This window comes from Veillonella sp. (genome assembly GCF_018381775.1).
Lineage (GTDB): Bacteria > Bacillota > Negativicutes > Veillonellales > Veillonellaceae > Veillonella.
In genome coordinates this window covers 65,474-90,757 of the sequence record NZ_JAGZRH010000001.1, presented here as the reverse complement: position 1 = coordinate 90,757, position 25,284 = coordinate 65,474, and the positions used below count along the sequence as shown (strand labels likewise).

Annotated in this window: 21 protein-coding genes; 2 read left to right on the top strand and 19 right to left on the bottom strand. The window is 37.5% G+C overall.

Annotated elements, in window-relative coordinates:
- Nucleotides 1-93: 93 nt before the first annotated feature.
- The 14 genes from KH109_RS00430 to KH109_RS00365 all read right to left on the bottom strand — a co-directional run bounded on the left by KH109_RS00430 (nucleotide 94) and on the right by KH109_RS00365 (nucleotide 13,256).
- On the bottom strand, nucleotides 94-582 hold the full coding sequence (locus tag KH109_RS00430) for a GNAT family N-acetyltransferase (RefSeq protein WP_295214546.1): 489 nt from the start codon (nucleotides 580-582) through the stop codon (nucleotides 94-96).
- Between the two features lie 135 nt (nucleotides 583-717).
- Nucleotides 718-1,137: a GNAT family N-acetyltransferase gene (locus KH109_RS00425; RefSeq protein ID WP_295214543.1), complete on the bottom strand. Its 420-nt coding sequence runs from the start codon at nucleotides 1,135-1,137 to the stop codon at nucleotides 718-720.
- A 34-nt stretch (nucleotides 1,138-1,171) separates the two neighbouring features.
- Nucleotides 1,172-1,636, bottom strand: a complete 465-nt coding sequence (locus KH109_RS00420; protein ID WP_295214540.1) for a GNAT family N-acetyltransferase — start codon at nucleotides 1,634-1,636, stop codon at nucleotides 1,172-1,174.
- A 30-nt stretch (nucleotides 1,637-1,666) separates the two neighbouring features.
- Entirely contained in the window at nucleotides 1,667-1,990 is a 324-nt protein-coding gene (locus tag KH109_RS00415; protein WP_295214537.1) for a hypothetical protein, read from the bottom strand.
- Between the two features lie 103 nt (nucleotides 1,991-2,093).
- On the bottom strand, nucleotides 2,094-2,741 hold the full coding sequence (locus tag KH109_RS00410) for an MAE_28990/MAE_18760 family HEPN-like nuclease (RefSeq protein WP_295214534.1): 648 nt from the start codon (nucleotides 2,739-2,741) through the stop codon (nucleotides 2,094-2,096).
- On the bottom strand, nucleotides 2,731-3,843 hold the full coding sequence (locus KH109_RS00405; RefSeq protein WP_295214532.1) for a DUF262 domain-containing protein: 1,113 nt from the start codon (nucleotides 3,841-3,843) through the stop codon (nucleotides 2,731-2,733). Before KH109_RS00405 ends, KH109_RS00410 begins: the two co-directional genes overlap by 11 nt.
- A gap of 14 nt (nucleotides 3,844-3,857) precedes the next feature.
- Nucleotides 3,858-4,781 carry a BsuBI/PstI family type II restriction endonuclease gene (locus KH109_RS00400; protein ID WP_295214529.1) on the bottom strand — a complete coding sequence of 308 codons (924 nt, stop codon included), beginning with the start codon at nucleotides 4,779-4,781 and terminating at the stop codon, nucleotides 3,858-3,860.
- Complete coding sequence (locus KH109_RS00395; protein WP_295214526.1) at nucleotides 4,774-6,267, bottom strand: Eco57I restriction-modification methylase domain-containing protein; 1,494 nt, start codon at nucleotides 6,265-6,267, stop codon at nucleotides 4,774-4,776. Before KH109_RS00395 ends, KH109_RS00400 begins: the two co-directional genes overlap by 8 nt.
- Before the next feature lie 381 nt (nucleotides 6,268-6,648).
- Nucleotides 6,649-7,158, bottom strand: a complete 510-nt coding sequence (locus KH109_RS00390; protein WP_295214524.1) for a hypothetical protein — start codon at nucleotides 7,156-7,158, stop codon at nucleotides 6,649-6,651.
- Nucleotides 7,159-7,244: 86 nt separating this feature from the next.
- Complete coding sequence (locus KH109_RS00385; RefSeq protein ID WP_295214521.1) at nucleotides 7,245-7,655, bottom strand: hypothetical protein; 411 nt, start codon at nucleotides 7,653-7,655, stop codon at nucleotides 7,245-7,247.
- A 147-nt stretch (nucleotides 7,656-7,802) separates the two neighbouring features.
- Nucleotides 7,803-9,338: a glutamine-hydrolyzing GMP synthase gene (gene guaA / locus KH109_RS00380; protein WP_295214518.1), complete on the bottom strand. Its 1,536-nt coding sequence runs from the start codon at nucleotides 9,336-9,338 to the stop codon at nucleotides 7,803-7,805.
- A gap of 257 nt (nucleotides 9,339-9,595) precedes the next feature.
- The gene (locus KH109_RS00375) at nucleotides 9,596-9,793 is read right to left on the bottom strand and encodes a 4Fe-4S dicluster domain-containing protein (protein ID WP_295214516.1); all 198 of its coding nucleotides are present in this window, start codon (nucleotides 9,791-9,793) and stop codon (nucleotides 9,596-9,598) included.
- A gap of 462 nt (nucleotides 9,794-10,255) precedes the next feature.
- Complete coding sequence (locus tag KH109_RS00370; protein WP_295214513.1) at nucleotides 10,256-11,410, bottom strand: HAD family hydrolase; 1,155 nt, start codon at nucleotides 11,408-11,410, stop codon at nucleotides 10,256-10,258.
- A 664-nt stretch (nucleotides 11,411-12,074) separates the two neighbouring features.
- Nucleotides 12,075-13,256: an amidohydrolase gene (locus KH109_RS00365; protein ID WP_295214511.1), complete on the bottom strand. Its 1,182-nt coding sequence runs from the start codon at nucleotides 13,254-13,256 to the stop codon at nucleotides 12,075-12,077.
- A 169-nt stretch (nucleotides 13,257-13,425) separates the two neighbouring features.
- Between KH109_RS00365 and KH109_RS00360 the strand changes: the two genes are divergently transcribed.
- Nucleotides 13,426-14,208, top strand: coding sequence for a basic amino acid ABC transporter substrate-binding protein (locus tag KH109_RS00360; RefSeq protein WP_295214508.1), 783 nt, complete (start codon nucleotides 13,426-13,428; stop codon nucleotides 14,206-14,208).
- Between the two features lie 140 nt (nucleotides 14,209-14,348).
- The gene (locus KH109_RS00355; protein ID WP_295214505.1) at nucleotides 14,349-16,718 is read left to right on the top strand and encodes a sel1 repeat family protein; all 2,370 of its coding nucleotides are present in this window, start codon (nucleotides 14,349-14,351) and stop codon (nucleotides 16,716-16,718) included.
- 76 nt (nucleotides 16,719-16,794) lie between these two features.
- Here the strand turns inward: KH109_RS00355 and KH109_RS00350 are convergent, their stop codons facing one another.
- The 5 genes from KH109_RS00350 to ileS form a co-directional block, all read right to left on the bottom strand.
- Nucleotides 16,795-17,907 carry an inverse autotransporter beta domain-containing protein gene (locus KH109_RS00350; RefSeq protein WP_295214502.1) on the bottom strand — a complete coding sequence of 371 codons (1,113 nt, stop codon included), beginning with the start codon at nucleotides 17,905-17,907 and terminating at the stop codon, nucleotides 16,795-16,797.
- 80 nt (nucleotides 17,908-17,987) lie between these two features.
- Nucleotides 17,988-19,244, bottom strand: coding sequence for an inverse autotransporter beta domain-containing protein (locus KH109_RS00345; RefSeq protein ID WP_295214499.1), 1,257 nt, complete (start codon nucleotides 19,242-19,244; stop codon nucleotides 17,988-17,990).
- A gap of 62 nt (nucleotides 19,245-19,306) precedes the next feature.
- Nucleotides 19,307-20,572 carry an inverse autotransporter beta domain-containing protein gene (locus KH109_RS00340; RefSeq protein WP_155086871.1) on the bottom strand — a complete coding sequence of 422 codons (1,266 nt, stop codon included), beginning with the start codon at nucleotides 20,570-20,572 and terminating at the stop codon, nucleotides 19,307-19,309.
- 24 nt (nucleotides 20,573-20,596) lie between these two features.
- Nucleotides 20,597-21,727 carry an inverse autotransporter beta-barrel domain-containing protein gene (locus KH109_RS00335; protein ID WP_024065912.1) on the bottom strand — a complete coding sequence of 377 codons (1,131 nt, stop codon included), beginning with the start codon at nucleotides 21,725-21,727 and terminating at the stop codon, nucleotides 20,597-20,599.
- A 614-nt stretch (nucleotides 21,728-22,341) separates the two neighbouring features.
- Nucleotides 22,342-25,176 (bottom strand): isoleucine--tRNA ligase, encoded by a 2,835-nt coding sequence (ileS, locus tag KH109_RS00330; RefSeq protein ID WP_295214495.1) that lies wholly within the window; start codon nucleotides 25,174-25,176, stop codon nucleotides 22,342-22,344.
- Between the last annotated feature and the right edge of the window lie 108 nt (nucleotides 25,177-25,284).

The window sequence follows — 25,284 nt, the reverse complement described above, 5'->3', positions numbered from 1 at the left end:
TCCTTCAAAATACATATCTTCCCAACAAAAAGAAGCTGAAATCAATGCTAGTCTGCAAGATTTCAGCTTCTTCTTTTGTATTTAATTATATGGCTAGAACACAATACGCATCTGATACCACTTAGCGCCGCCGTGATCCGATTCAGACTCACCTTCATTGACAAAGCCAAACTTGGCGTAATAATGAATCTTTTCTTCCTTACAGGTTAGAATAACACCTTTTCGTTTTTCATCTCTCGCAAGATCGATAAAGGCCTCTATCAACTGACCACCTACACCACGATTCCGATACTCAGGCAATGTATTTAGACCAAATATCATCTGCCATGCACCATGGGGATTATGCAGCGAAGCATCGGCGAACATCTCATCCGTTAAAATTTCATCATCCGTTACAAAGCCATCGATAAAACCAATAGGTGCATCGCCGTCAAAGGCAATTAAAAACTGACCTGCATAATGATCTAATCGTTCCTTAAAAGCCTCACGAGGCGCCGCTTCTGCAGGCGGAAAACAAGTTGCTTCTATATGTGTCACCAAATCTAAATCAGAGGTTGTCGCTTTTCGTATTAAAATATCCATATCCTTCTCCATCGTATCTACATATCCGTTTTAGTATATACCGTTTACATAACAAAGGCTACACGTAACGCTATGTACGTGTAGCCTTTTATTAACAATTTGACCACTTACTTGCTATACAGATTATCCCACCAATTATCTTTTTGTATATTTCGGCACATTACGATATTGCATTGGCAAGGAATCTTCTTTTATTTTAAAGCCATGCTTCTCGTAAAATGATGCATTCTTGCTATCACCAATCATAACATTAACGTACAAGTAAGACTTGTACGCCTCTTTCACCATTTCTAGCAAATGACCTGCAATACCTTGTCCATGATAATCAGGATGAACCAGCACATAATTGATGAAGCACACCAGCTCGCTATCATCCATGACACGAATAAGACCAACTAAACTGTCGCCATCCCAAGCAGAAATCACACGAGAGGAATTCATGAGCGCCTTGTGTAGACGGTCAGGATATTTACCTACCACCCAACGTACGGACAAGAATAAATCCGCTACCTGCTGAGGGGTAAAATTCTTTTCTTCAGTATATGTAATCGCCATAAAAGCTCCTCCAATGAATCCCAAGATAGCGCCATCAATCGAGTTCCTTGCTCATATAGATAACATCGTCCATAGGGTTATGATAATACGGCTCGCATTCAACAAAGCCATGCTTCTTATACAAATGGATCGCCGCCTGCAACGGTTCAATTGTATCTAGCACCATTTCTTTATATCCAGAGGCCTTAGCATGGTCCATAATACTTTCAATCAGACGATCACCGAGAGCATGCCCACGACCTTCAGGACGCACATAGAGGCGTTTCATCTCACAACGGGTATCACTATGCTGATAATACGCCACCATGCCGAGCACCACATCATTATCATCGATAGCAACCAATAATTCACCATTTGGCGCCGTATATTTCTCTGCTATATCTGCCAATTCCTTATCTAAATTTTGAAAGGACAAATCGCGACCAAGCCACTGCGTATACTCAGTAATCAACTCTTTTACTTGATCTAAATACGGTTTGCCATCAATAATATGAATCATATAAGCTCCAACGGATATAATACTCTACAATTATTTTTTCCCATACGGTTTATGCTGAAAGATTTCTTTTACAATACCTTCGCCAACAATAGCACTGCCTTCCAGGATAAGAAACTCCATACCGACTTGTAGTGCAGAATAATCTATATCTTCGTTTACTGGCAACGCATTGGCACTTATTGGTTTATCAAAGATGACATCTTCACCATCAATAAAGTTTACACCTAACAGCTGATCAGAGCCCTTTATAACAAGATGAGGACAATACCTTCCATTATTCAAATTTGGTGGAGTTCTCCTCTTCTCGGTGAAAAAAGTAACTATACAGCCAATAGTAAAATCTAAATCGCTCATTTCCGGCCTCATTCAACTACATATACCATATCACCTTTAAAGTATATGTTCATTATACAGTGTACTAAAATCAACTCATGCTACTATTATATATATTAAGTACCTACGATCTTTTTAAATAAACTTTATTAATGGCGGCATCTTTAACCTGATCCGCAAACTGATCCATAAGATTAGTAATAGCATCAAATGTACTATCAAACTCAGGAATACTAATACAGGTTTTTTCACCATGAACAATATCATGACGATTACTTAAAAGGTCAGTATCAATATAATTGATTCTAGTTTCATAAACAGAAAAATCTAGTCCTATAGTACTAAAAATGTTTCTTAAAACTGTAGATGAAGGATTTGACTCAGTCTTAATTATTGGTTCATCTGGAGTATATTTAACCTTAAAAGTGTGCGAATTATATTTTATCAAAAAATCATCCATCGAAGATTTATATACAGAAAGCTTTGTAGAACTCAAACAAGGATTAAAAACTCCCTTCAAATAAATTGCTACAAACCCCGTATCCAAATCAGAAAGTTTAATACGTTGTGAAGAAACATGTACAACATAATAATTAGCAATACATTTAATAAGACCCTCAAAATGTGCCGAAAGCATTGCAATACCAACCCTACATAGAAGAGGATTTTTTGTCGAATGAACCATAGACTTAATATCTATAAGTTCTTTTATTCTCCAAGCCTTATCTTTATCAATTAAATCTATAAGTTTTTCAACCTTCTTAATTTTCATTTTGGAACCAAATTCTACTAAACATAATAAGTTGAGCCATACGATCAACTGGACGTGTTCCCCTAATGACCGCCGTATTAAATGCGTCTTCACTATATAAACCCTTAATTTTATTTATTAATTCCGATTTATGTAATTCCCAATATTCTAGATGCAAAAAAACACCTGGAACAATAGCTTCAAACGCAGCAATTAAAACAGCACCTTTAAATTTATTTTCAGGTTTATAATACTTTTTAAATACATCTTCTCCTAATGTGTCAGACAATAAAGAAAAGATTCTATTAAATTTATCCTTAATATTTTGAATCTCTACACTATCAATACCTATAGCATATTTCTCAAGCTCTTCAGTTAATAATAAATCCATACTTCTAGACTTATCAACATTAGACAAAAAATTATCTTCAAACGAAACATAAAGTAAAAATCTCACTATAAGTTCCAAATCATATTGTTCCTCAAGTTGTTTGTCTGTGATAGGTCTACAAGCCTTAAACGATTCATTATCATGTAACTCATTTATTAATTCATAAACAGTCTTATTTATCATAAGCATCAAACAATTTCTAATTTCTTGAGCAGATAAATGAGTCCCTCCCGTATTAAGGCGTTGAAACATTTCATATTTTGATGTGTCTTGTTCTGATGTTTCCTTTATAATAGTAAAATTTAACTTCTCACGTTTAAAATTAATTTTTTGTTCAGATGAAAATAGATTTTCATCATCCCAAACTACATTTTTTAATGATGGTAAAAATTTAGTTCCCATTAGAACCAATGGGTCCGTTTTAGCCCCTTCATCATCTTTTAAAACATGCATAAACTGTAAAATTGTTGAAAGTCTTTGTTGACCATCAATTACGTCCCAAATGCCATTTAACTTTTGGGACACAAAAATCGGTGGAATAGGAATTCCCAATAAAATAGATTCTATAAGTTTTGTTTTTTGCTCCTCATCCCAACGGAAAAAACGTTGAAACTCAGGGTGTACATTAAGTTCACCATCTCTATATAGATTAACCATTTCTCCAATTGACATTGGATATGAATCAACAACCATTTCACGTCTTTTTTCAATAATTTCATCTTTTAAGCCCATTATTCCCCTCCTATTTAAGTCTCTCTAGGTCCTAAAAATTTATCTCCGTTCAGATGTATCATATGATCTGGCATATCTGCAATCCAAACCTCTGTTTCCCACGCAAGCATTTCAGAAAACTTTTTGAAGGTTTTAAAATCAAGAAATGCAGTAACATAAATTTTTCCTGATGCTACATCTTTTGTCATACTCTTAATTTCTATAATTCTCTTTGAATCTATCGGCCCAACAGATGTAACAGCTTCAATAAAATATAACCAATTTTTTTCTTTAGCATAAAGTATTACATCTGGCATTTTATCATGAAGTGTAATTGAAAAGCCTAACTCTCTTAATCGTTCTACATTTTTGACTAAATCTTTCTTTATTGTATCGCCAACATAAATACACTCTGCATTAGAAGCAAAACGAGGTGCAAATTCTTCTAATATGGCTTTCTGTAATTCATTATGCTTTCCAGGAGAAAAGTTATAAAGCTCTTCATTAATAACAATCGGAATTTTTAACATTGCACGATTAGAAGAATAAAGGTTTATTAAATTATCATGTTCTTCAAGAAAACGTATTTTTTCTAATTCCCATTCACGACTACCATAACACTTAATAAGATTCAACATTTCATCTGTTAATCTATACCGATAATTAGGACTATTAGTTGCCATCCCATTATCCTCAATAAACGCCGCATTTCTAAAATGATGTATTGCTTGCTTACGAAAAGTCTCTCTACTATTTTCTGCATAAGAAATATTATAATGGTCTCTTACATAATTTATTACATCATGAATACGAACCCAATTATTATTCGCATTCTTCCAGTTATCAGAGGGCTTAATATTCGCCATCGATAGAAGAGTCAAACAACATAAATCAGCCTGTTGTTTATCTGGTACCTTAAGTTCACTTAATATTTCTCGTGCCTGTTCAATTTTATCCATATAAAAGCTCCATCAATACATTATCACAACACCGTTCTGACATATCTTGTGACTGTATAATCTTTTCACCTAATTGTTCTATTATATCTTTACTTGGAATTGGTATAGTATTAATCTCTGTTGAATTCACCTGCGTAGATCCATTAAGAATTCTATAATATCTATCATATAATGTAGAATTAAAAATTACGTATAATCCATAAACTAGCTCTTCTGACAAATCAGTATCACCACTGATAAAGTTAATTTTATTTTGGGTACTAATCTTTTCATAACACGGAAATACCTTAGATAGATACACTCCACATTGCAGACGTCTACGTTCTTCTTTTGTAGTAAATCGTTTCACAAATAGGTAATTTGAGTTATTTTGTAGTAAACTTGTTTTATCTGTAACAATATATTCTTTAGCTTTTCCCATCGGAAATAATATTTTTCCAGATTGTATATGCTGAGGATAAAAAAGAGGAACTGCACCATGCTCTTTATTATCACGTAACTCATCTTTATGTCGAAAATCTACAGTTAAACCTGTCCTCATTTTTAGACCTATGCTGGGCAATGTATGACTTAACTTATCAACTTTTTCAAGAATTGTTACATCATCTTCATGTGTCACCAAATATACATATGCTTCTTCTCCTGAAATTACAGTATTATACGGTGCTTTAAATATAGTTCTTTTAGAAAAATCTTTATTATTCTGAGTAGTAGTGATAGTTATATGCTTAGGTCTATCATTTGATTTTTTTAATTTAATTATAATTGTTTCTTGTAATACATTATCTCTATCAAAGACTTTATTACGACTAACAAATAGATGTATATGCTTTAACGCTGATATACTAAGAATTTTCTTTCTAAACCGTTTAAAATATGTACCTGATGTCCACGAGCGAGGTACTATATATACCAATTCACCCTCTTGAAATAAATTAAATACTCCCATCGCCATAAACAAAAAATATAAATTAGGTGCACCATAACAAATATCTGGCATCGCTTTAGCTTCTGGAGCATCTTTACCAATCTTCATATAAGGAGGATTCCCAATAACCATATCATATTTTTTATGGTTTGAATCTGTTTCACTTGTACAATTATATTCTTTTTCCTGTTTTAAAATATAATTATCATTCCTAATTTCATAATCAATTTGAATATTTGAATGTGCCTTGATCCAATCAAGATTCTGCCTCAAGACCTCTAAAACCTGATGGTCATTCTCATAACAAACTAAATAAATTTTTTGTAAAGATGAGATACCTTCTAATCTTTGAATCAAAGCTGCAGATAATATGCCTGTTCCTGCTCCAGTATCAAGAATGCGTAAAGTGGCCTTATTTTCAGGTATATCAAATAAACTAGCCATAAAAACAGCTGTTTCAATACTTGTAAAAAATTGTCCATATTTTTTACGTTCTGCTCTTGGTATCGAATCAATATACTCATCTGTTTGTCTTATTACAAAATCAAGTAACTCCAATGTCAAAATACTCCAATAAATAATATAATAAAATGCTAGTATCCGCTAAACTTATTATTTACTTAATCTTCTTACGTTCATTAAATTAATTGAGAATCCTATATTCTCAGTCTATCATTTTAGATTTTAATCAAAGAGCAGAACTAACCTTATATGCCCCTATCAAGCTAAAATTTGTAGTATCAAATATCAATACATACAGTTATATTTTTATTATATACTACAAATTCTACTCGCCCAATAAGATAATATAATAAAGCTTTAGCACGAGAAGATATCTTAAAACTTACAAAGAAATTAATAGACAATATATTTAGATCTTGATAAAAAAACACTAATTAATTCCAGAGAAACCCTCCTTATTTAATATATCTAAATATCTTAGCTAAAAACCTCTTTATATAATACCATCACTTCTTTTGCATATTGCGCAGACCTAGGAATACGCAAGCTTTTATAATAATCAGCTAATATCTCTTGATGATTCTTCAAAATATCAAATTCAATGATATACATAACAACACTTGTTTTAGAATAGTTTCCTACTTCAATTGTAGCTGATACATCCTCTTCAGAAATTTCCTCTCCTTCTGGGAATTCACCATCGGGATATGCATCAATAGTAGCATCGCTATATTGCCAAAACTTCTTAGTCCAAAGGATAATATCTTTTCGATACTCTTCTATCATCTGCTTGTAAAACTGTACCATCTCTTGGTCTGAAAGGACCTTACATTTAAATCCTTCAAGTAAGAACTGCCTTTGTTTCAATCGTTTTTTTAGCTCTTCTATTTCAACACCTTGTACGTCTTGATTAAAGTTTTCTACACCTAGTTCTTTTATAATACCTAAATATATGTCACTATCTAAAAATTCTTTTATAGTTTCCATAGCCTTATTTCCTAAACAATATTACTATCTTCCATGCTAAGTAACTGTACAGCAAATAGTAAAATTTAAATCACTCATTTCCGGCCTCATTCAACTACATATACCATATCATCTTTAAAGTATATGTTCATTATACAATGTACGGGATTCCCTTCGGTCCATAACCAACCTTGCAGCACAGCTCGGCCCCAGTTATAAGTCTCCGTAATGACCTCGAATTCACTTTCACTATATTCCTGTTGATACTGAGGCAACTCAATTCTTTTACCTGTGAAAGTATCTAATCTTGTACTATTAAAGACGAGAATTTCTAAATCATCTATATCACACGTCTCAAACACAACTTGAGCCTTATGAGTTTGTTCAACACCATTCTCATAAGAGAAAATATACTCAAAAGTAAGGATCAAATTATCATCTTCATGTTCTATTTTCTGTACCCTTGCATCGTGGAGAGAATATTTGGGATACTCACCAAAAGATCTTGTAGTTTTCATAGTTCCTCAGTTTTACAATCTAAAAGCTGAAACATAATATTTATTAACCTAAAATCAGTATACCAATTTTTCAGACTAACACAAAAGCCTCCTATCAAAAGATAGGAGGCTTATTTAGCTTAGTTTAACTAAAGTTATTTGTTATTCTTATTCCCACTCAATTGTAGCAGGTGGTTTAGATGTAATATCATACACGATACGGTTAATGTGTTGTACTTCGTTTACGATACGACGGGAGATTGTGTCCAATACGTCGTAAGGGATGCGCGCCCAGTCAGCAGTCATGAAGTCTGTTGTTGTTACACCACGCAATGCCAATGTGTAATCGTATGTGCGGAAGTCACCCATAACGCCTACAGTACGTGTAGATGTTAATACTGCAAAGTATTGGTTGATGTCGCGATCAAGGCCAGCTTTTGCAATTTCATCACGGAAGATGTAGTCCGCATCACGCAAAATGTCTAGTTTCTCTTTCGTGATTTCGCCCATTACGCGAATAGCAAGACCAGGACCTGGGAATGGTTGACGCCATACGAGGTAGTCAGCCAAACCTAATTCAGAACCAAGCTCACGCACTTCGTCTTTGAAGAGATTACGCAATGGTTCGATAAGGCCTTTGAAGTCTACAACTGCAGGCAAGCCGCCTACGTTGTGGTGAGATTTGATAACTTCTGCTTCACCAGTACCGGACTCAATAACGTCAGGATAGATTGTACCTTGCGCCAAGAAATCAACGGAGCCGATTTTACGACCTTCGTCTTCGAATACGCGGATGAATTCTTCGCCGATAGCTTTACGTTTAGCTTCTGGATCTTCAAGACCAGCCAATTTATCTAAGAAACGTTTTTCTGCATCGACGCGAATGAAATGCATGCCGGAATCTTTGAAAGCTGCTTCAACTTCATCGCCTTCATTTTTACGCATTAAACCATGGTCAACAAAGATACAAGTCAATTGGTCGCCAACAGCTTTAGAAATAAGAGTTGCTGCAACGGAGCTATCTACACCGCCGGACAATGCTAACAATACTTTACCATCGCCTACAGTGTTACGGATTTCATCAATAGCAGTTTTTGCATAGTTTGCCATTGTCCATGTGCCTGTGAAACCACATACTTCATACAAGAAGTTGTGAAGCATTTCTTTACCATGTTCAGTGTGCAATACTTCTGCATGATATTGCATAGCGTATAATTTGCGTTCTTTATTTTGCATAGATGCAACAGGGCAGTCTTTTGTATGCGCAATGATTTCGAACCCTTCAGGGACTTTTGCTACATAGTCAACGTGGGACATCCAAACAACTTGGTCTTCGTCCAAGCCTTTGAACAATGGAGATGTAGTGTCCACTTTAGTAGGTGTTTTACCAAACTCACGATTGTCAGCAGATTTAACTTCGCCACCCAATGTATGCGCCATAAATTGCATACCATAGCACATGCCAAGAACTGGAATACCAAGTTCAAAAATCTCTTTTTCGATTTTTGGAGAGTTTTCTTCATACACGCTGTTAGGGCCACCTGTGAAGATGATACCTTGCGGTTTTAATTCTTTAATTTTGTCCAGCGCTTTGTTGTATGGATATACTTCGCAGTATACGTGATTTTCACGAACACGGCGCGCGATCAATTGATTATATTGACCACCAAAGTCAACAACAATAACAAATTCCTTGTTTTCCATGCCTTCCTCCATATGCATCTATTTGTGAAAGTATATTCACTATTTTTTAATGCCCATACATTTCTGTACTGGGGGTGCGTTTTTTCGAAGCAAACGCTAATTTTCATTACATTTCATTATACCATACGAAGTATATGGACTCCATATATTCCGTATGAAATTTATGATTAATATTCTAATGTTCGGATTTTAGTTTTACTCTATACAAAACTCAATACAATGAGATGACCTATAAGAGGCTCTACCCTTTCAAGAGACTATTCTTTATCAGTCTCACGTTTAGACATCTTTACAGCTCCTACAGGACAGATAGAGTAACAATCTCCACATCCGATACAACCTTTACCTATATTAAACCGAGTCTCTCCTTGGGTGATGCATTGAATAGGACAATCTACGGCACACGCACCACACTTAACACAAGTATCATCTATATTAAACTTTAGATTTCCCATTCTACATCACCTCCTATGGGTTTAATAAAACTAACTTAGCATTCGCTCTAACATCAGCTAAAGCAATGTATTACCTGTAATACACTTTCGAGCAATGCCTCACTATAAAACCGACTGGAATACAAACCGACAAACAAAAATATATAGTTTTTTCAGATACTACCAGTTAAAAGTATTTATTTTTAACTGGTAGTATCTCAGATTTGCACATATCGAACACAATCCAGATTAGAAAGATTTACTTTTAACTGGTAGTATCTCAGATTTACCCATATCTAGCACAATCCAAATTAGAAAGATTTACTTTTAACTGGTAGTATCTCAGATTTACACATATCGAACACAATCCAGATTAGAAAGATTTACTTTTAACTGGTAGTATCTCAGATTTACACATATCGAGCACAATCCAGATTAGAAAGATTTATTTTTAACTGGTAGTATCTCTAATTTGAGATATGATTACTGTTTTTTTAGTAATTCATTGTTATACGCAATGGCGGAATAGATTGCTTTGGCCACGCCATGATGGTTATTATCTGTCGTCACATAACGCGCTGCTTCTTTAATATTTGGCTTCCCATTGCCCATAGCTACGCTAGCACCTGCAAAACGCAGCATGGATAAGTCGTTTTCACTATCCCCTAAGGTCATGACTTCATCGGGACTAAATTTCCAGTGATTTGCCAGTGCTTCTACAGCGGTCCCCTTTGTGGTATGTGGTAGTACGAATTCGAGATTACCTTCACTAGAGAGCAGTACATCATAAAAGCGTTCACGACCTGTACCATCGTGAGACCTCCCTTGGTATTCATCGCGTAAATCCTGCAAGATTTTTTGGCGCATAGGCTCGTCACCGTAAAAGATTTGCATCTTTTCAGGGCCTTCGTCTAAGGCTTCCATATGAGACAGTAAATCAGGAACCATGGTACGAGTTGCCAAGATAAATGGACGGATATTAGGTCTAAAGAAGAAATTAGACTGCTCTACTTCACATTCAGATAAGTTATCATTTGCTGCTTCATCACCTTCAGCTAAGGCATAGTGATCATGGGTTTCACCAGGTAGATGTTCCTCAGGTACACCAAGTTGAGGATGATTCATTAAGCTAGGTAGATGATTATCCATGAGTCCAACCGAACCTTTTGTATCAGTCGATTTACGATCACTAGCACATGCGCTTAATCGTTCAGGCGTAATGCATCTGGACGGTGGATACATACCAAAGATTTTATCTTTCACATAAGCCTCTACATAAACACCATAGGTTAAAAGTTTGCGCAACAAATAGAGTGCTTGTTCTTTATCAAAGGTTACATGGAACAAACTACGGTTTTCTTCCTTGTCCATTACATAGGCCCCATTGGTACACATGAAATAGCGTAAACATGGTAGTTTCTCGATAACATCATTCATCTCATTCCAAGCGCGACCAGAAGCAATGGCTACGCGAATGCCACTTTCACGAGCGGCACGAATAGCCTCAATAGCCTCATCAGGAATTGCTTTTGCATCGTTAACTAATGTGCCATCAACATCAGAGGCTATAAATTTAATAGGCTTATCACCCTTGAGACCTATGTAGTTTTTAATTTGTAATGTTTCAGTTGAGGACATGAAGCCTCCTTTAATACAGTAGTATATATAGATAAAGAATTAAATAGATACATATTTATCTAGATACATAGTTATCTAGATAAATAGTTGTATTTATATATAGTTGTATTTATAAATAATTAAACAGATAGAAATGTATTTCTACTCGGCAAGATATTTCAGTAGGATATTAAAGATTATAAGGTGTAAAATATAAACTAAAAGAAGACCTAAAAAGAAATAAGAGCACCTAAATAGAAATAAGATCACCTAAATAAAGATCAAAATATAGATTGGAAGCGAGATAATATGCGTATAATAATCGATCGAGATGCTGTTTGTGCAGCCGATGATTCTAGTTGGCATCGCGAAGAATTTACCGTACCAGATGATATAACTATAGCCGGTTTATTCGAATTCCTTGAGCTTAAGTACATTCCGGTCATCGCTGGAAACAACGTGGTATGGGCACTCTACCACCACGATATTGAGGTAGGAACCTATTTCACCAAGATTCAAAGTTTTATCAATGGTAACATGTCATTATCATCTATCATCAGTAATTCTGAAAGAGACAATGAATTCTATCTAAGATATTACAGCTCGCCCCATCGATATAGAAAGCACTGTATTAGCATTGCCCCCTTATCTAAATGCTAGTTGGTGAGATTGCATACAAATAAAATTATTTAGATGCATTAAATTCAGCTACAATCTCTTCTAATACCACTGTGTTTTCTACCAAACTTAATAATGTACGACCAATAATATTGGCTCCATCAAGGATTGTTTGTTCAATGGTAGGTTCTAGCATAGCAGCCGCGAATTCTTTAGAGTGGCATACTTTATCGTCCCCAGCAAGTCGTAATTTAGGGTGGAACGCTGCACATTGATAGCTCACATTACCGATATCTGAACTGCCCCCAATATCCGCTGGGCCCGGTTTAAAATCTATGCCCATATCAGTCATTACATCTTCAATCAGTAATGTACCTCTATGGTTTTGGTTCATATCATCATAGGGATTGCCGTAAAATTCTATGTCGACTGTTGTTCCAGTACAAAGGGCTGCCCCTTCAAAAATTTTCTTAATCTGTTCAGATAGACCATTCAAATAGTCCCGTTCAGTATGACGTACGGTTACTTCTAACTCGCCAAACTCAGGGATAACATTAGATGCAGTACCACCGGCAATGATCCATGTGCCGATGCGCGTTTCAGGTCGCACTTGTTGGCGCATCATATCCATGGCGTGAATAGCAAGTTGTACGCCGTTTACCGCATTAATGCCGTTCCAAGGCTCCCCTGCTGCATGGGCTGGTTTACCATGATAGCGTGCACGGAAACAGTCTAGTGCCAAGAATTGTGAATTAGGTCGTGTTTCTTCACCATCGAGGTGAACCATGATAGCTAAATCATAGTCTTTAAACACGCCTGCATTGCACATGTCCACCTTGCAACCTGTAGCTTCTTCATCTGGTGTACCGATAATATCAATGTCCATATTGAAAGCAACGCCTTCTTGTTGCATTTTATGTAGCGTTAATGCGGCAAGCACACTCATGGAGCCGCTCGCACAGTGACCACATGCATGACCTACTTCAGGCAACGCATCATATTCACAGAGGATAGCTAAACGACCTTGAGGGTTATCTACTTTTACAACAGATGCCTTAAAAGCGGTAGGTAAGTTACAGAATTCATAAGTTACATCCATACCATGTTTTTCGAGAACAGCACCAATCGTTTTTACAGTCTCAAATTCATGACTAGAAAGCTCAGGATTCTTAGCTAATGTATAGTTAATTTTGAAAGCATCTGGGGCGAAGCTTTTACAAAGATCAGAAAATATATTTGTAAGGGACATATTGCCTCCATAAATTTACGTTTAAATTGATATAAGAACAGACAAAGCTAGGTTAAATATAAAATCATTTACTCTTAATTATACAATGTTATTGCCTATTATTGTAAAATTCCGTACAATATAAACAGAATTTGATAAACCATGTATATGGATGTTTGAGGAGGTTTCTATGTTTAAGTTCAAAAAGTTGACAGCCATCGCCCTCGTAGCGGTAGCAGCAATGGGTTTATTGGCTGGTTGTGGTAATGACAAACCAAAAATGACACAACAAGAAGGTGTATTGCGTGTAGGTTCTGAAACTACATTCCCACCATTCGAATTTACTGAAGGCAACAAATACGTTGGTTTCGACGTTGATTTGTCCGAAGCAATTGCTAAGAAATTAGGTTTAAAAATGGAATTCAAATCCATGGGCTTCGATGCTTTGATTCCAGCTGTTCAATCTGGTGATATCGACATGATTGCGGCAGGCATCAACGCAACACCAGAACGTGAAAAAGCATTGGACTTCTCCGATGTATACTTCGACCAAGGTGGTTTTATCACAGTTGTTCGTAAAGACAATACTACAATCCACAACATGGATGAATTGGCAGGCAAAACTGTAGGTGCTCAAATCGGTACAATCCCTGTTGAAATGGCTCAAAAAATCCCTAATACAACAGTAAAACAAATTGATTCCAATGCTAATATCTTCATGGAATTGAAAGCTGGTACAATCGACGGTGCTATCATCGATAACGCAGTGGCTATGTACTACCTTAAACAAGGTGCTGACAAAGACCTTAAACTCGTAGGCGAACCTACTAAAGCTGAAGGTACAGTTCTTGGCATGAAAAAAGGCAACAAAGCTTTACAAGAAGCTGTTAATAAAGCTCTTAAAGAACTTAAAGAAGACGGCACTTACCAAAAAATCTACGACAAATGGTTCGGCGATTACAACAAAAAATAATATCTATCTCTATGAACTAGGATAAATATGACCCCTCTGAAAGACTTCAGAGGGGTTTTTTCCTCTTTTGCGGTCTCTTACGTTCGTTATATAATAAATATGTATTCTATAGTAAATGTAATTAATATAAAGGAGGCCTTATGGCACAGTACTTTACGGAACGCCTAGAAAAGGTCTTCCACATGATTTTCACATCATATAATCAAGAGATGGCTCAAGAAGGCTTACGCCAATTAGAACTGATTGTAAATAATCAGCATAGTCCTGAGCAACCGAATCATCGGGCGCTAAGAAACGATATGACTACCTCTTTAGAAAACGAAATCGACACTAAAGAGGACGCACTAAAAATTGCCAATGATCCAGAGGCTCGCGAAATAGCCGATGCGTATGCTTTGTTAGCTCGCATCTACGCAGGGCCACGCTTTACATGGGAAGAATCAAACTTCCCAGAAAATAACATGCGCACTTATCAATGCTTGCATGATAGCATTCGCCGTTGTAGTCCTATTGGTACCTTACAAGCATTGCGTATCAACGGAACGATTACACCTACTGTTGAAAAGGATATGTTAATATCCTTTGACGATGCGTTTCGTATTGTTTACGACTACGCAGAGCAAGGTGATGCTTTCTGCCAATACATTATAGGCAATGTCTTTTTCTGGCGTGATGACGACCGTATTAGCCTTGCAAGGGATATGATTACACCACCTCGCCTCAGTTTGGCAAAACGCATCCAGCAGAGCTTCCAGAAAGGTTCTATGCAGGAACGCCTTATAGCCTTGCAAGGTACGGTTTCAGACGATACATTGCAGGAAAATGCTACTAAACTCGCCAAGGAATGGTTTAACAAAGCACTTGATAACGGGCTTGCTATGTTCCAAGGTAATTTACGTAACATATATATCGACGAAGGCGATTTTAACAATGCGCGCCGTGTAGCGTTAACCGCCTCTGAGCTAGGTAATCCAACCATGATGCTCTACACCGGTCTAGACTGTCATGAGCACGGAAAATTTGAGGACGCATTCACATGGTTTACGAAAGGTGCCGCCTTAGGTCAAGCTGAAAGTACCGCTGAATTAGCGGATTATTACTATCATTTCTATGATGCAAAAGAGCTCCGCAGAGTCATTCCCTATGATCCTGTAAAAGCAATTGGACTATACCGCCGTGCAGCTACTAAATATTTCAGTGATGCCGGCTATGCCGCCTTACAAGCTGCCTTTGGCTATATCTTCCACATTGGTCACCTACCGCTCGACTGGGGCCTCATTGCAGACTTAACCCATATGGCAGCCACAAAAGAGCGCTTTATGTTCTCCTTGCCATATATTGGTTATATGCGCATCCACGGCTTCGGTGTAACGAAAAATATACGCTTTGGTGTACAGTCATTAACACGTGTACTAGATGAAGAAAAGCGCGCATTAGAAGAGGAAGACCGCGTTCTCTTCTACGATATTACACGAGCTTTAACACGCGTTGCCTTAGGCTATGCCTATGAAAAAGGCTATGTTTCAGGCAAACCTGATTTGGATTCTGCAGTAGCTTATTACGAAGAATCCCATCAATACATACTATCTCATAAAGCAAACCTCGATGAAGAGTTAAAAGATATTCCTATCGATGATGAAGCAGAACAACGATTAGCAGCCTTCGAACAAGTCGATGGTCATTGGCACTACAAGAAAGGCATTACAGAGTCTACTACCACAGTACGGCCTGGTCATACGGAATGGCCTCAAAATGCGGCTCGCTTATCTATAAACATGGATGACTTCTTATGGGATACCACCTTATATGATTGGCAAACCATCGAGCACGCCTTAGCATCACAAAACGAAATGAAACTTAGCTTTTACAATCATTTCCTATCCGTTCCAGACAAACTACGCAACATTTTTAAGCTAGATGTAAAGCGTATGCTACGTGATACGTACCAAGTCAGAATACATGGTTATGACCCAGCAGAAGGTCAAGAGACCATTTACCGAGCACTGCTCAAGAAAGAGAATGCCATTCAGCTATTAAAAGACCTCTACGATACGCACCAATTGCCTATAATAGGAGACAACTGGTCCATCGAAACGAACGAGGAAAAACCAACTTGGCATTATGTACTCGATGTAGATCAACAAGCATTTCTACTAGAGGAGTACGATGATGCTAACGCCATGATACAAACTGCACTACAAGGCTTAAAAGATAAAAAGTACGAACAAATTAATGTCCGTACCCATGACTTTATCGGCCCATCCTATTTCATTTTCAGAGGCAATCACGCAAATCCATTTAGAGTTCAACTTTATCTAAAAGAATCCGTGCGCCACTCCATAGACAAGGATGGAAAACCTCTGGATACACCAGGTAATACCTATTTATTTGAACAACATTTAGGTAACGAAGTATCATTAAACTACTGGATTCAAAAAACGATTAATACCTTGGAAATCCCTGAGCTAGACAACTGGAAAAAGCTCAGTGTCCCAAAGGCATTACAATAGAAATAACCGATAACATAAAAAGAGCTAGTACATAATGTACTAGCTCCTTTTTATAACCTATGAACAAGCTAAACTATTATAGATGATCATGAGGGTAATGAACATGGAAGTCCCCATTTAGTTCCATAGCCTGAATATCTTGTCGTTCAATCTTATCGAGCATTTTAGAACGAGCAGTTGTCATGCTATTATCACTATGCTTTCCACCAAAGAGAGCAAACTTAGATTTACCAAGCGTATACAAAGTTTGTACATAAAACTCTCCAGAATGGCCAAACGATTTATCATAACCTAGGCCTACCGAGATATGAGGTGTCACATTTACATTGACCCCTGTCTTAAGACCATTATTAGAGATACCATTTACAGGGAAGGCAATATTATAGTTATAAATATCATCACTAAACCATTCTATGTCTCTAATCTCACCATTCATATGATTCCAGTGATAACGGTCAATGTAGGCTCGAATATAACGGGCATTTTTAAAAGTTCGCGCATATCCGATATCATATCCAGAGGCAACTCGTTTTTCATGACTTTCACCAACATTAACGTCTGTATCTGGCATATTATAAGGTGCCGGAATCATTTCGTCACGTATAGTCAAACTATGAGACGACGTGGTATGTCCTAGTGGTTTATAGAAATTAGCATAAAATTCATTTTCACCAGTTATATATTCTACACCTAAACTGGCACGCTTATAATGTTCTTTGAAAGCATAATCATAGAAGGTATTGATGCCCACGTAGCTATGCTCTCCTTTTCTTAGCCATCTATATCCAATCCCTACGCTACCAGTCGTGCCTATAGATTGTAATGATTGATTAAAGTCATATTCATATACAATTCCACCTGCATTACGAGTAACATGATTCGCATACCCATTGGCAATTTGACTTACACCACCATGAGAACTAACCTTGCCTTGTACAAATACTACGCTTTTAGAGTTATTATCATAATGTCCAATAGGTTGTAATGTCTCTATGCCATATATTGGCTTGTGATTGGTTTGAAACTTAGCTGAAATATCAGTTCTATCAGCCCAATCTTTATAACTGTTAGAATTCACTTTCGCAGCAGTATCTGTATTAGCACTATCTGCTAATGCAATAGACCAACACATCGTACAAGCTGCTACACAAAGCAGCAGTCGTATATTAAACTTTGTTTTACAATACATATAAAAATAATCCTTCACTTACATAATTATTGCTACAACACCAAATTACCATTTTCTAGGTTAATTTAATTGGTTACAAATTATAAACCTACATCGACAACGCCATGATCATAAGTTTCTTCTACAGTTTCTTGTACAACCATATCACTGCGACGTACCTTATCAAGCATCTTAGAGCGAGCTGTTGTAATCGCACTTTCACTATGTTTACCACCACGCCAAGCAAACTTGGATGTACCGATTGTATATTTCAAAGTTGCATAAGGACCACTCAAATGATGAGACGCTGTTTTATAACCCGCATCAAGAGTAAGATGTGGTGTAATATGGAATTCTGCACCTACTTTAAAGCCTTTAATAGCATCGCGTTTAGGTAATTTATAATACCCTACTTTTACAGCCTCTCTACCACGCCAGTTATAATAGTCTGCATAGACACGAGCCCAACGAGTATTTTTGAAGGTCCGTGAGTATCCTACATCAAATCCACTGGCAGCAACCTTTTCTGATAGCATCCAATGATTTTCATAAGAAACCACACCATAGTTATAAAGACTTTGATCAGGATCCATCCCATATGGATACAATCCTGTAGGATCACCCAATACAGTACTACGTCCATGGAGTCCTATATATTTTCTTTCATCAGTCCCCAGATTTCGGTACAGATTAGCATGAAATTCATTAAGGCCTGCCACATATTCTACACCGCCACTAACGCGCTTATAACCACCTTTAAACACATGGTCATAGAACGCATTAACACCAACATAAGCATGTTCACCTTTGCTAAGACGACGATAGCCAATGCCAATATTAGCATTCATTCCTAATGATTCTTTCTTATCTGTTTGCTTATCATGTGTTATAAACGTCCCTGCAGGTCTGGCTGGCTCCCAATAACTACCTAATTTATAAGATGAAATTTTTTCTCCACTGCGCCCAATACGACCTTGTACAAAGACAACGCTTTTAGCATTTTCATCATAATGGGTTATAGGTTGCAAGGTCTCAATATACAATTTATTGATTTCAGTAGATTTTAAACTTTTCGAAGTTACAGTATTTAGATCATCATGTCTCATCGATGATTCACCAACATAATGGTGCTGACTATGCGTCTCTTTCGAATCTTTCATGCCAACACCGACTACGATATCTGTACGATCCATCCAGCTAGAACGAACTGCTTCATGCTTAGCCCCATTCACTTCTGTTGTAGAATCTGCAATACCTTGGCCATGCCCATTTTGTACATCTGCTGCAAAACCTGTAGCACTAAATGCACATGCTACAGCACCTAAAACCATTGCTTTTATCATTAATGTCTTGCTCATATAAATTACTTTCCTATTATTACATGTCTTATTTAATATCTATAATCTAAACTACAGTGGTATTATAGATGATCAATTGGCGCCAAATAATCGTATTCAATGTCATCAAAGGATTCTACAATCATGTCTTGACGACGTACCTTATCTAGCATTTTAGAGCGAGCTGTAGTAATCGTATCATCACTATGCTTGCCACCCCAGAAGGCAAATTTAGATGTACCTAATGTATATTTAAGAGTACCATATATACCTTTCGACATATTATTAGCATTGTTATACCCAATATCTAAAGATATATGTGGTGTCAATTGTAATTCAGCACCGATTTTAATGCCTTTATAATGGTTAGCATTTCGTGCAGTAAACCACGGCACAGACCAATGACCTGGACGCCCCCAATTATATTCTTGTTTATGGCTAAATCCATTGCCGTTCCAACGATACCCATTTACATAGGCACGAGCCCAACGTGCATTTTTAAAGGACCTTACGATCCCTATTTCATAGCCATCTAACACGCCACCACCTACATAGGTATTATAATTTTCACTAGGAATGGTATTGTATGGGAATGTATCTGGATAGCCATTAGGATACAACCGTTTAGGATATGGATTACCGCCACCGCCTTTTACGAGTTCCTTATCACCAAGGCCTCTATACACATTGGCATACACTTCGTTGAGTCCATTCACATACTCTACACCACCGCTGATACGATTGTAATTTCCTGTGAAAGCACGATCTACAAAAGCGTTAACACCTACATAAGCATGTTCATGTTTACTAAGAATACGATAACCAACACCTAAGCTACCAACCGTTCCTAACGACTCAGATGTTTTTTCATCTGTATTGATTTCCGTAAAAACATCAAACCCAAATGGTGACATTACAAGGTCTGGAGTGAAATAACCTCTTACCTCTTTAGAGGAGATTTTCTCACCACCACGGCCAATACGACCTTGTACGAACACAACGCTCTTAGAGTTTTCATCATAATGGGTAATAGGTTGTAATGTTTCTATATAGGCTTTAGTGATATTCCCGTAATCTGATTTTGTATTGTAAAAGTTATTATTATAATCACTAGGGAACATCCCCTTGTGTGAATCAGATGAGCCCCCAGTTTGCACACCTATAGCAATATCAGTTCGATCTAACCAATTGGAACGAACCGCTTCATGCTTAGCCCCATTTACTTCTGTAGTAGAATCTGCAATACCTTGTCCATGTCCATTTTGTACATCTGCTGCAAAACCTGTAGCACTAAATGCACATGCTACAGCACCTAAAACCATGGCTCTAAATACTAACTTGCTTATCATATATTACTGTCTCCCCACTAGCCTTTATAAGTGATCATAAGGTACTACCATCCAGAATTCTTCATAGGTATTACCTACTCGCATCGGGCTGCGATCTACTTTATCTAACATTCTAGCCCGTGCATTGGTAATAGTATCATCACTATGCTTACCACCATGCCAAGCAAACTTGGATGTACCTAATGTATATTTAACAAAGCCATAGGCACCACTAGAATTGTTATTGTCTGATGTATACCCTACATCTAGAGAAACATGTGGTGTAAGTTGTAATGTAGTACCAGCTTGCCAGCCGTGGCTTTTACCAACATTAAGAGTTAAGGCAGGACCTTCACCATGTGTTGTGGCGCCTAAGCCATTCCAATGATAAGCACCTACATAAGCACGTGCCCAGCGAGCATTCTTAAAGGTGCGTGCATAGCTTACATCATATCCGGACAATGCTTTTTGAGACTTGTAAACTGTATAACCTGCAGTGCCACCATCTAACAAGAATTCAAAATAACCTTCATATAAAGGTACATTATAAGGTTCAGATTTTGTACTATTTAATCCCTTATAGATATTAGCGCGAACTTCATTAAAGCCAGATACATATTCCAAGCCACCGCTAATACGGTTATATTTTTTCGAGAAGGAATGATCATAAAACGTATTAACACCTACATAAGCATGTTCATGTTTACTGAGAATCCGATAGCCTAACCCTACATTAGCAACAGTTCCCAATGATTTAGTATTATGATGTTCTTCAGGTCTATACCGTTGTTCGCCTTTTTTAGTAACTGGATTGTATGGATACCAATATCCCCCATTGCCACCAGAGAAATAGCTAGCTTGATCCTCTTGTCCGCCTTTACCGATGCCACCTTGTACGAATAGAACTGATTTAGAGTTTTCATCATAATGGGTTAAGGGTTGTAATGTTTCTACCGAAACTTGAGCCCCTACCTTAGATTGGGTACCGACTATAATATCTGTACGATCCATCCAACTAGAGCGAACCGCTTCATGCTTAGCCCCATTTACTTCTGTAGTAGAATCTGTAATACCTTGGCCATGTCCATTTTGTACATTTGCTGCAAAACCTGTAGCACTAAACGCACATCCTATAGTCCCTAACACCAACGCCTTAATAATTATGTTTCTTCTCATGACTTATACGCTCCCCTCGTTTTGCATAAGAAATAAAACCACACAACACTGCCCGTTCTTCACGTTCATTTCATGGTTAATTCATCTTCATATAGGTATGCTTGTTTCTATAGTCAATATAACTCCTTATAGTTAAACGACACTTAAAGATTCTCTAAATCATTATGTTACAAATTGATTTCTATTTTCAGGCATAAGAAAAAGACCACCCGCAAGCTGGGTGGTCTTTTTTCTGGGGAATGAAATTGTTATTTGAATAAAGGCAAGATTGCGTTTGCTAAACCAGTAAGTGCAGCCAAAATTGCTTTAACGATAGTTGCTACCATTGCTCTTCCTCCTTCTCATATAAGCACAATAACTAAACTAACTATAAACATCTTAAACTAGGATATTAAGTTTAATATGAAATGAGTAAATTTTTACACATTAATTTTTCATGAGGAAAATAATAAAGTACTAATTATGATAGATAGTTTTATGAGAAAGATAGCATACAATGATTTCATAAATTTCTATAAATTTTTAATATTTTCTAAAGAAAAACCCTTCTCTAGTGCACATTAGTTTAAAACAAACTAAGCCTATTAGAGAAGGGTTTTCTATTGTATCTATAATTATAGAGTTTTTACAACGTCTGCGCAGCGATCGCAAAGTGTAGGGTGTTCGCTGTCTTGGCCTACTGTATCGCGGTGGATCCAGCAGCGTTCACATTTTTCACGTTCAGATGCAGCAACTACTGTAGCCACGCCTGTTTCTTCATCTTTAACAGCCTCTGCTGGAGCAGCGCCGTTTACGATATGAGCTTCGGATACGATAACGAGTTTAGCCAAACCTTCTTCACCAAGGGCGTTCAATGCGTCGAATGCAGCACCTTCAGCGTATACTGTAACAGATGCATCTAGAGGGTGACCGATTGTTTTGTCTTGACGAGCAAGTTCCAATGCTTTTTGTACGGATGTACGTAAGTCTAACAATTGGTTCCATTTATCAGCCAATTCTTGGTTGAAGTGTTCAGGATGACCTTGTGGCCAATCTTGAAGCATAACGGATTCAGGCATGCCGTCTTCTTTAGGCATGTATTTCCAAACTTCTTCAGCTGTGAAGGAAAGTACTGGAGATACCATAGCTACCAATGTTTTCAAGATTTCGTACATTGCTGTTTGAGCAGAACGACGAGCTACGTTGTTTTTGCTTTCAGCATACATAGTATCTTTCATTACATCAAGGTAGATGGAACTCAAGTCTACTGTACAGAAGTTATGAATTGCATGGTACAACATGTGGAATTCATAATTTTCGTATGCATCAGTAACCTTTTGGCGTACTTCTTCTAAGCGCAACAATGCCCATTTATCGAATTCGGACATATCTGCGTAAGCCACTTTATCAGTGTTTGGATTGAAGTCATCCAAGTTACCAAGCAAGAAGCGGAATGTATTACGGATCTTACGATATACTTCGGATAATTGTTTTACGATGTCTTTGGACAAACGTACGTCTGCTTGGTAATCCGCGGAGGATACCCACAAACGCATAACGTCAGCGCCATATACGTCGATGATGTCGCTTGGTGCTACTGTATTACCCACAGATTTAGACATTTTGCGACCTTCGCCATCCACAACGAAGCCGTGAGTCAATACAGAGTTGTATGGTGCTTTACCAGTTGTAGCTACTGCAGTCAATAAGGAAGAGTTGAACCAACCACGATGTTGGTCAGAACCTTCAAGGTACATAGCACATGGTACATCTAAGCCGTTAACTTCAAGTACACCAGACCAAGAGGAACCAGAGTCGAACCATACGTCCATGATGTCTGTTTCTTTTTTGAATTCATCATGACCGCAATGAGGACATTTAAAACCTTCAGGTAACAATTCTTTTGCACTGTGAGCCCACCAAGCATCAGAGCCTTCTACGGCTACTTTTTCTTGTAATGCTTTGATCGTATCATCGTTGATGATGTGCTCGCCGCAGCTTTCACAATAGTAAATAGGAATTGGCACACCCCAAATACGTTGACGGGAAATTACCCAGTCACCACGATCGCGAACCATGTTGAAGATACGATCATGGCCCCATTTAGGAATCCATTGTACTTGGTTGTCGATTGCATCAAGCGCTTGTTGACGGTACCCATCTACAGAAGAGAACCATTGTTCTGTAGCACGGTAGATGACAGGATTTTTACAACGCCAGCAGTGAGCGTATTGGTGACGCAAGCTAGATTTATGAAGCAATGCATTGTTGTGCGCCAAGATTTTGATAACAGGCACCTCTGCATCGTGGATTTCTACACCAGCCAATGGGAATTCAGTATCACCATAACGGTTGTCATCCACTTGTTTAGTGTAGTTACCAGTTTCATTAACAAGAGATACGATAGGAAGTTCAGTTTTGCCTTCCTTGTTATAACGCATAACGATGTTAAAGTCATCTTCACCATGTGCAGGAGCTGTATGTACGCAACCAGTACCTGCCTCGAGTGTTACATGGTCACCACACAATACTGTAGCATTACGTTCAACAAATGGATGTTTGAATTCAGCCAATTCTAAATCTGCACCAGAGAAGCGATTTACGATTTCGTAGTCTTCGATACCGATATCTTTCATAGCCGCATCAACGAGTTCAGTAGCCATCAAGTAGTATTCGTCTCCTACTTTTACCCAACCATATTCAAGCTCTGGGTTAACAGAGATTGCTACGTTGGCAGGCATTGTCCAAGGAGTAGTTGTCCAAATAACAGCATATGCTTGTTTTGGATCTACGCCAGCTGGCAATGTTACCTTTTTCTCAGATACGTAAGGGAATTTTACGTAAATAGAGAAGGATTTTTTCTCAGCGTATTCGATTTCTGCTTCTGCCAATGCAGTTTCGCAGTGTGTACACCAGTATACAGTTTTAAGGCCTTTATAGATGTGGCCCCGTTTTGCCATTTCGCCAAAGATACCAAGTTGTTTAACTTCGAACTCAGGGCGCAATGTCAAATAAGGGCGATCAAATTCACCTAATACACCAAAGCGAATAAAGTCTTGTTTTTGGTTTTCTACGCATTCTAATGCATATTCCTTACATTTATTGCGCAAATCTAATGGCGCCATTTCATGACGGTTAAGACCAGTGTTTTTAATAACCGCATGCTCGATTGGCAAACCGTGCGTATCCCAACCAGGGATGTAACGAGTATAATGACCAGTCATTGTTTTGTATTTCATGATGATATCCTTCAACGTTTTGTTGAGGGCATGACCGATGTGCAATTTACCATTTGCGTATGGAGGGCCATCATGCAAGATGAATGGTTTTGCGTCTTTACGCAATTCCAAACGTTTTTGATAAATTTTGTTGTCTTCCCAGAACTTTAAAATTTCTGGTTCGCGCTTAGGCAAATTGCCGCGCATTGGGAATTCTGTTTCAGGCAAATGTAACGTCTTACCGTAATCCATGATGTGCTCCTTTTACATAAAAAAATCGCCCGTCCCCGAAGGGACGGACGTAATATCCGTGGTACCACCCTACTGACCTTCTGTGAAAGCTATAATATTCCGAGCATA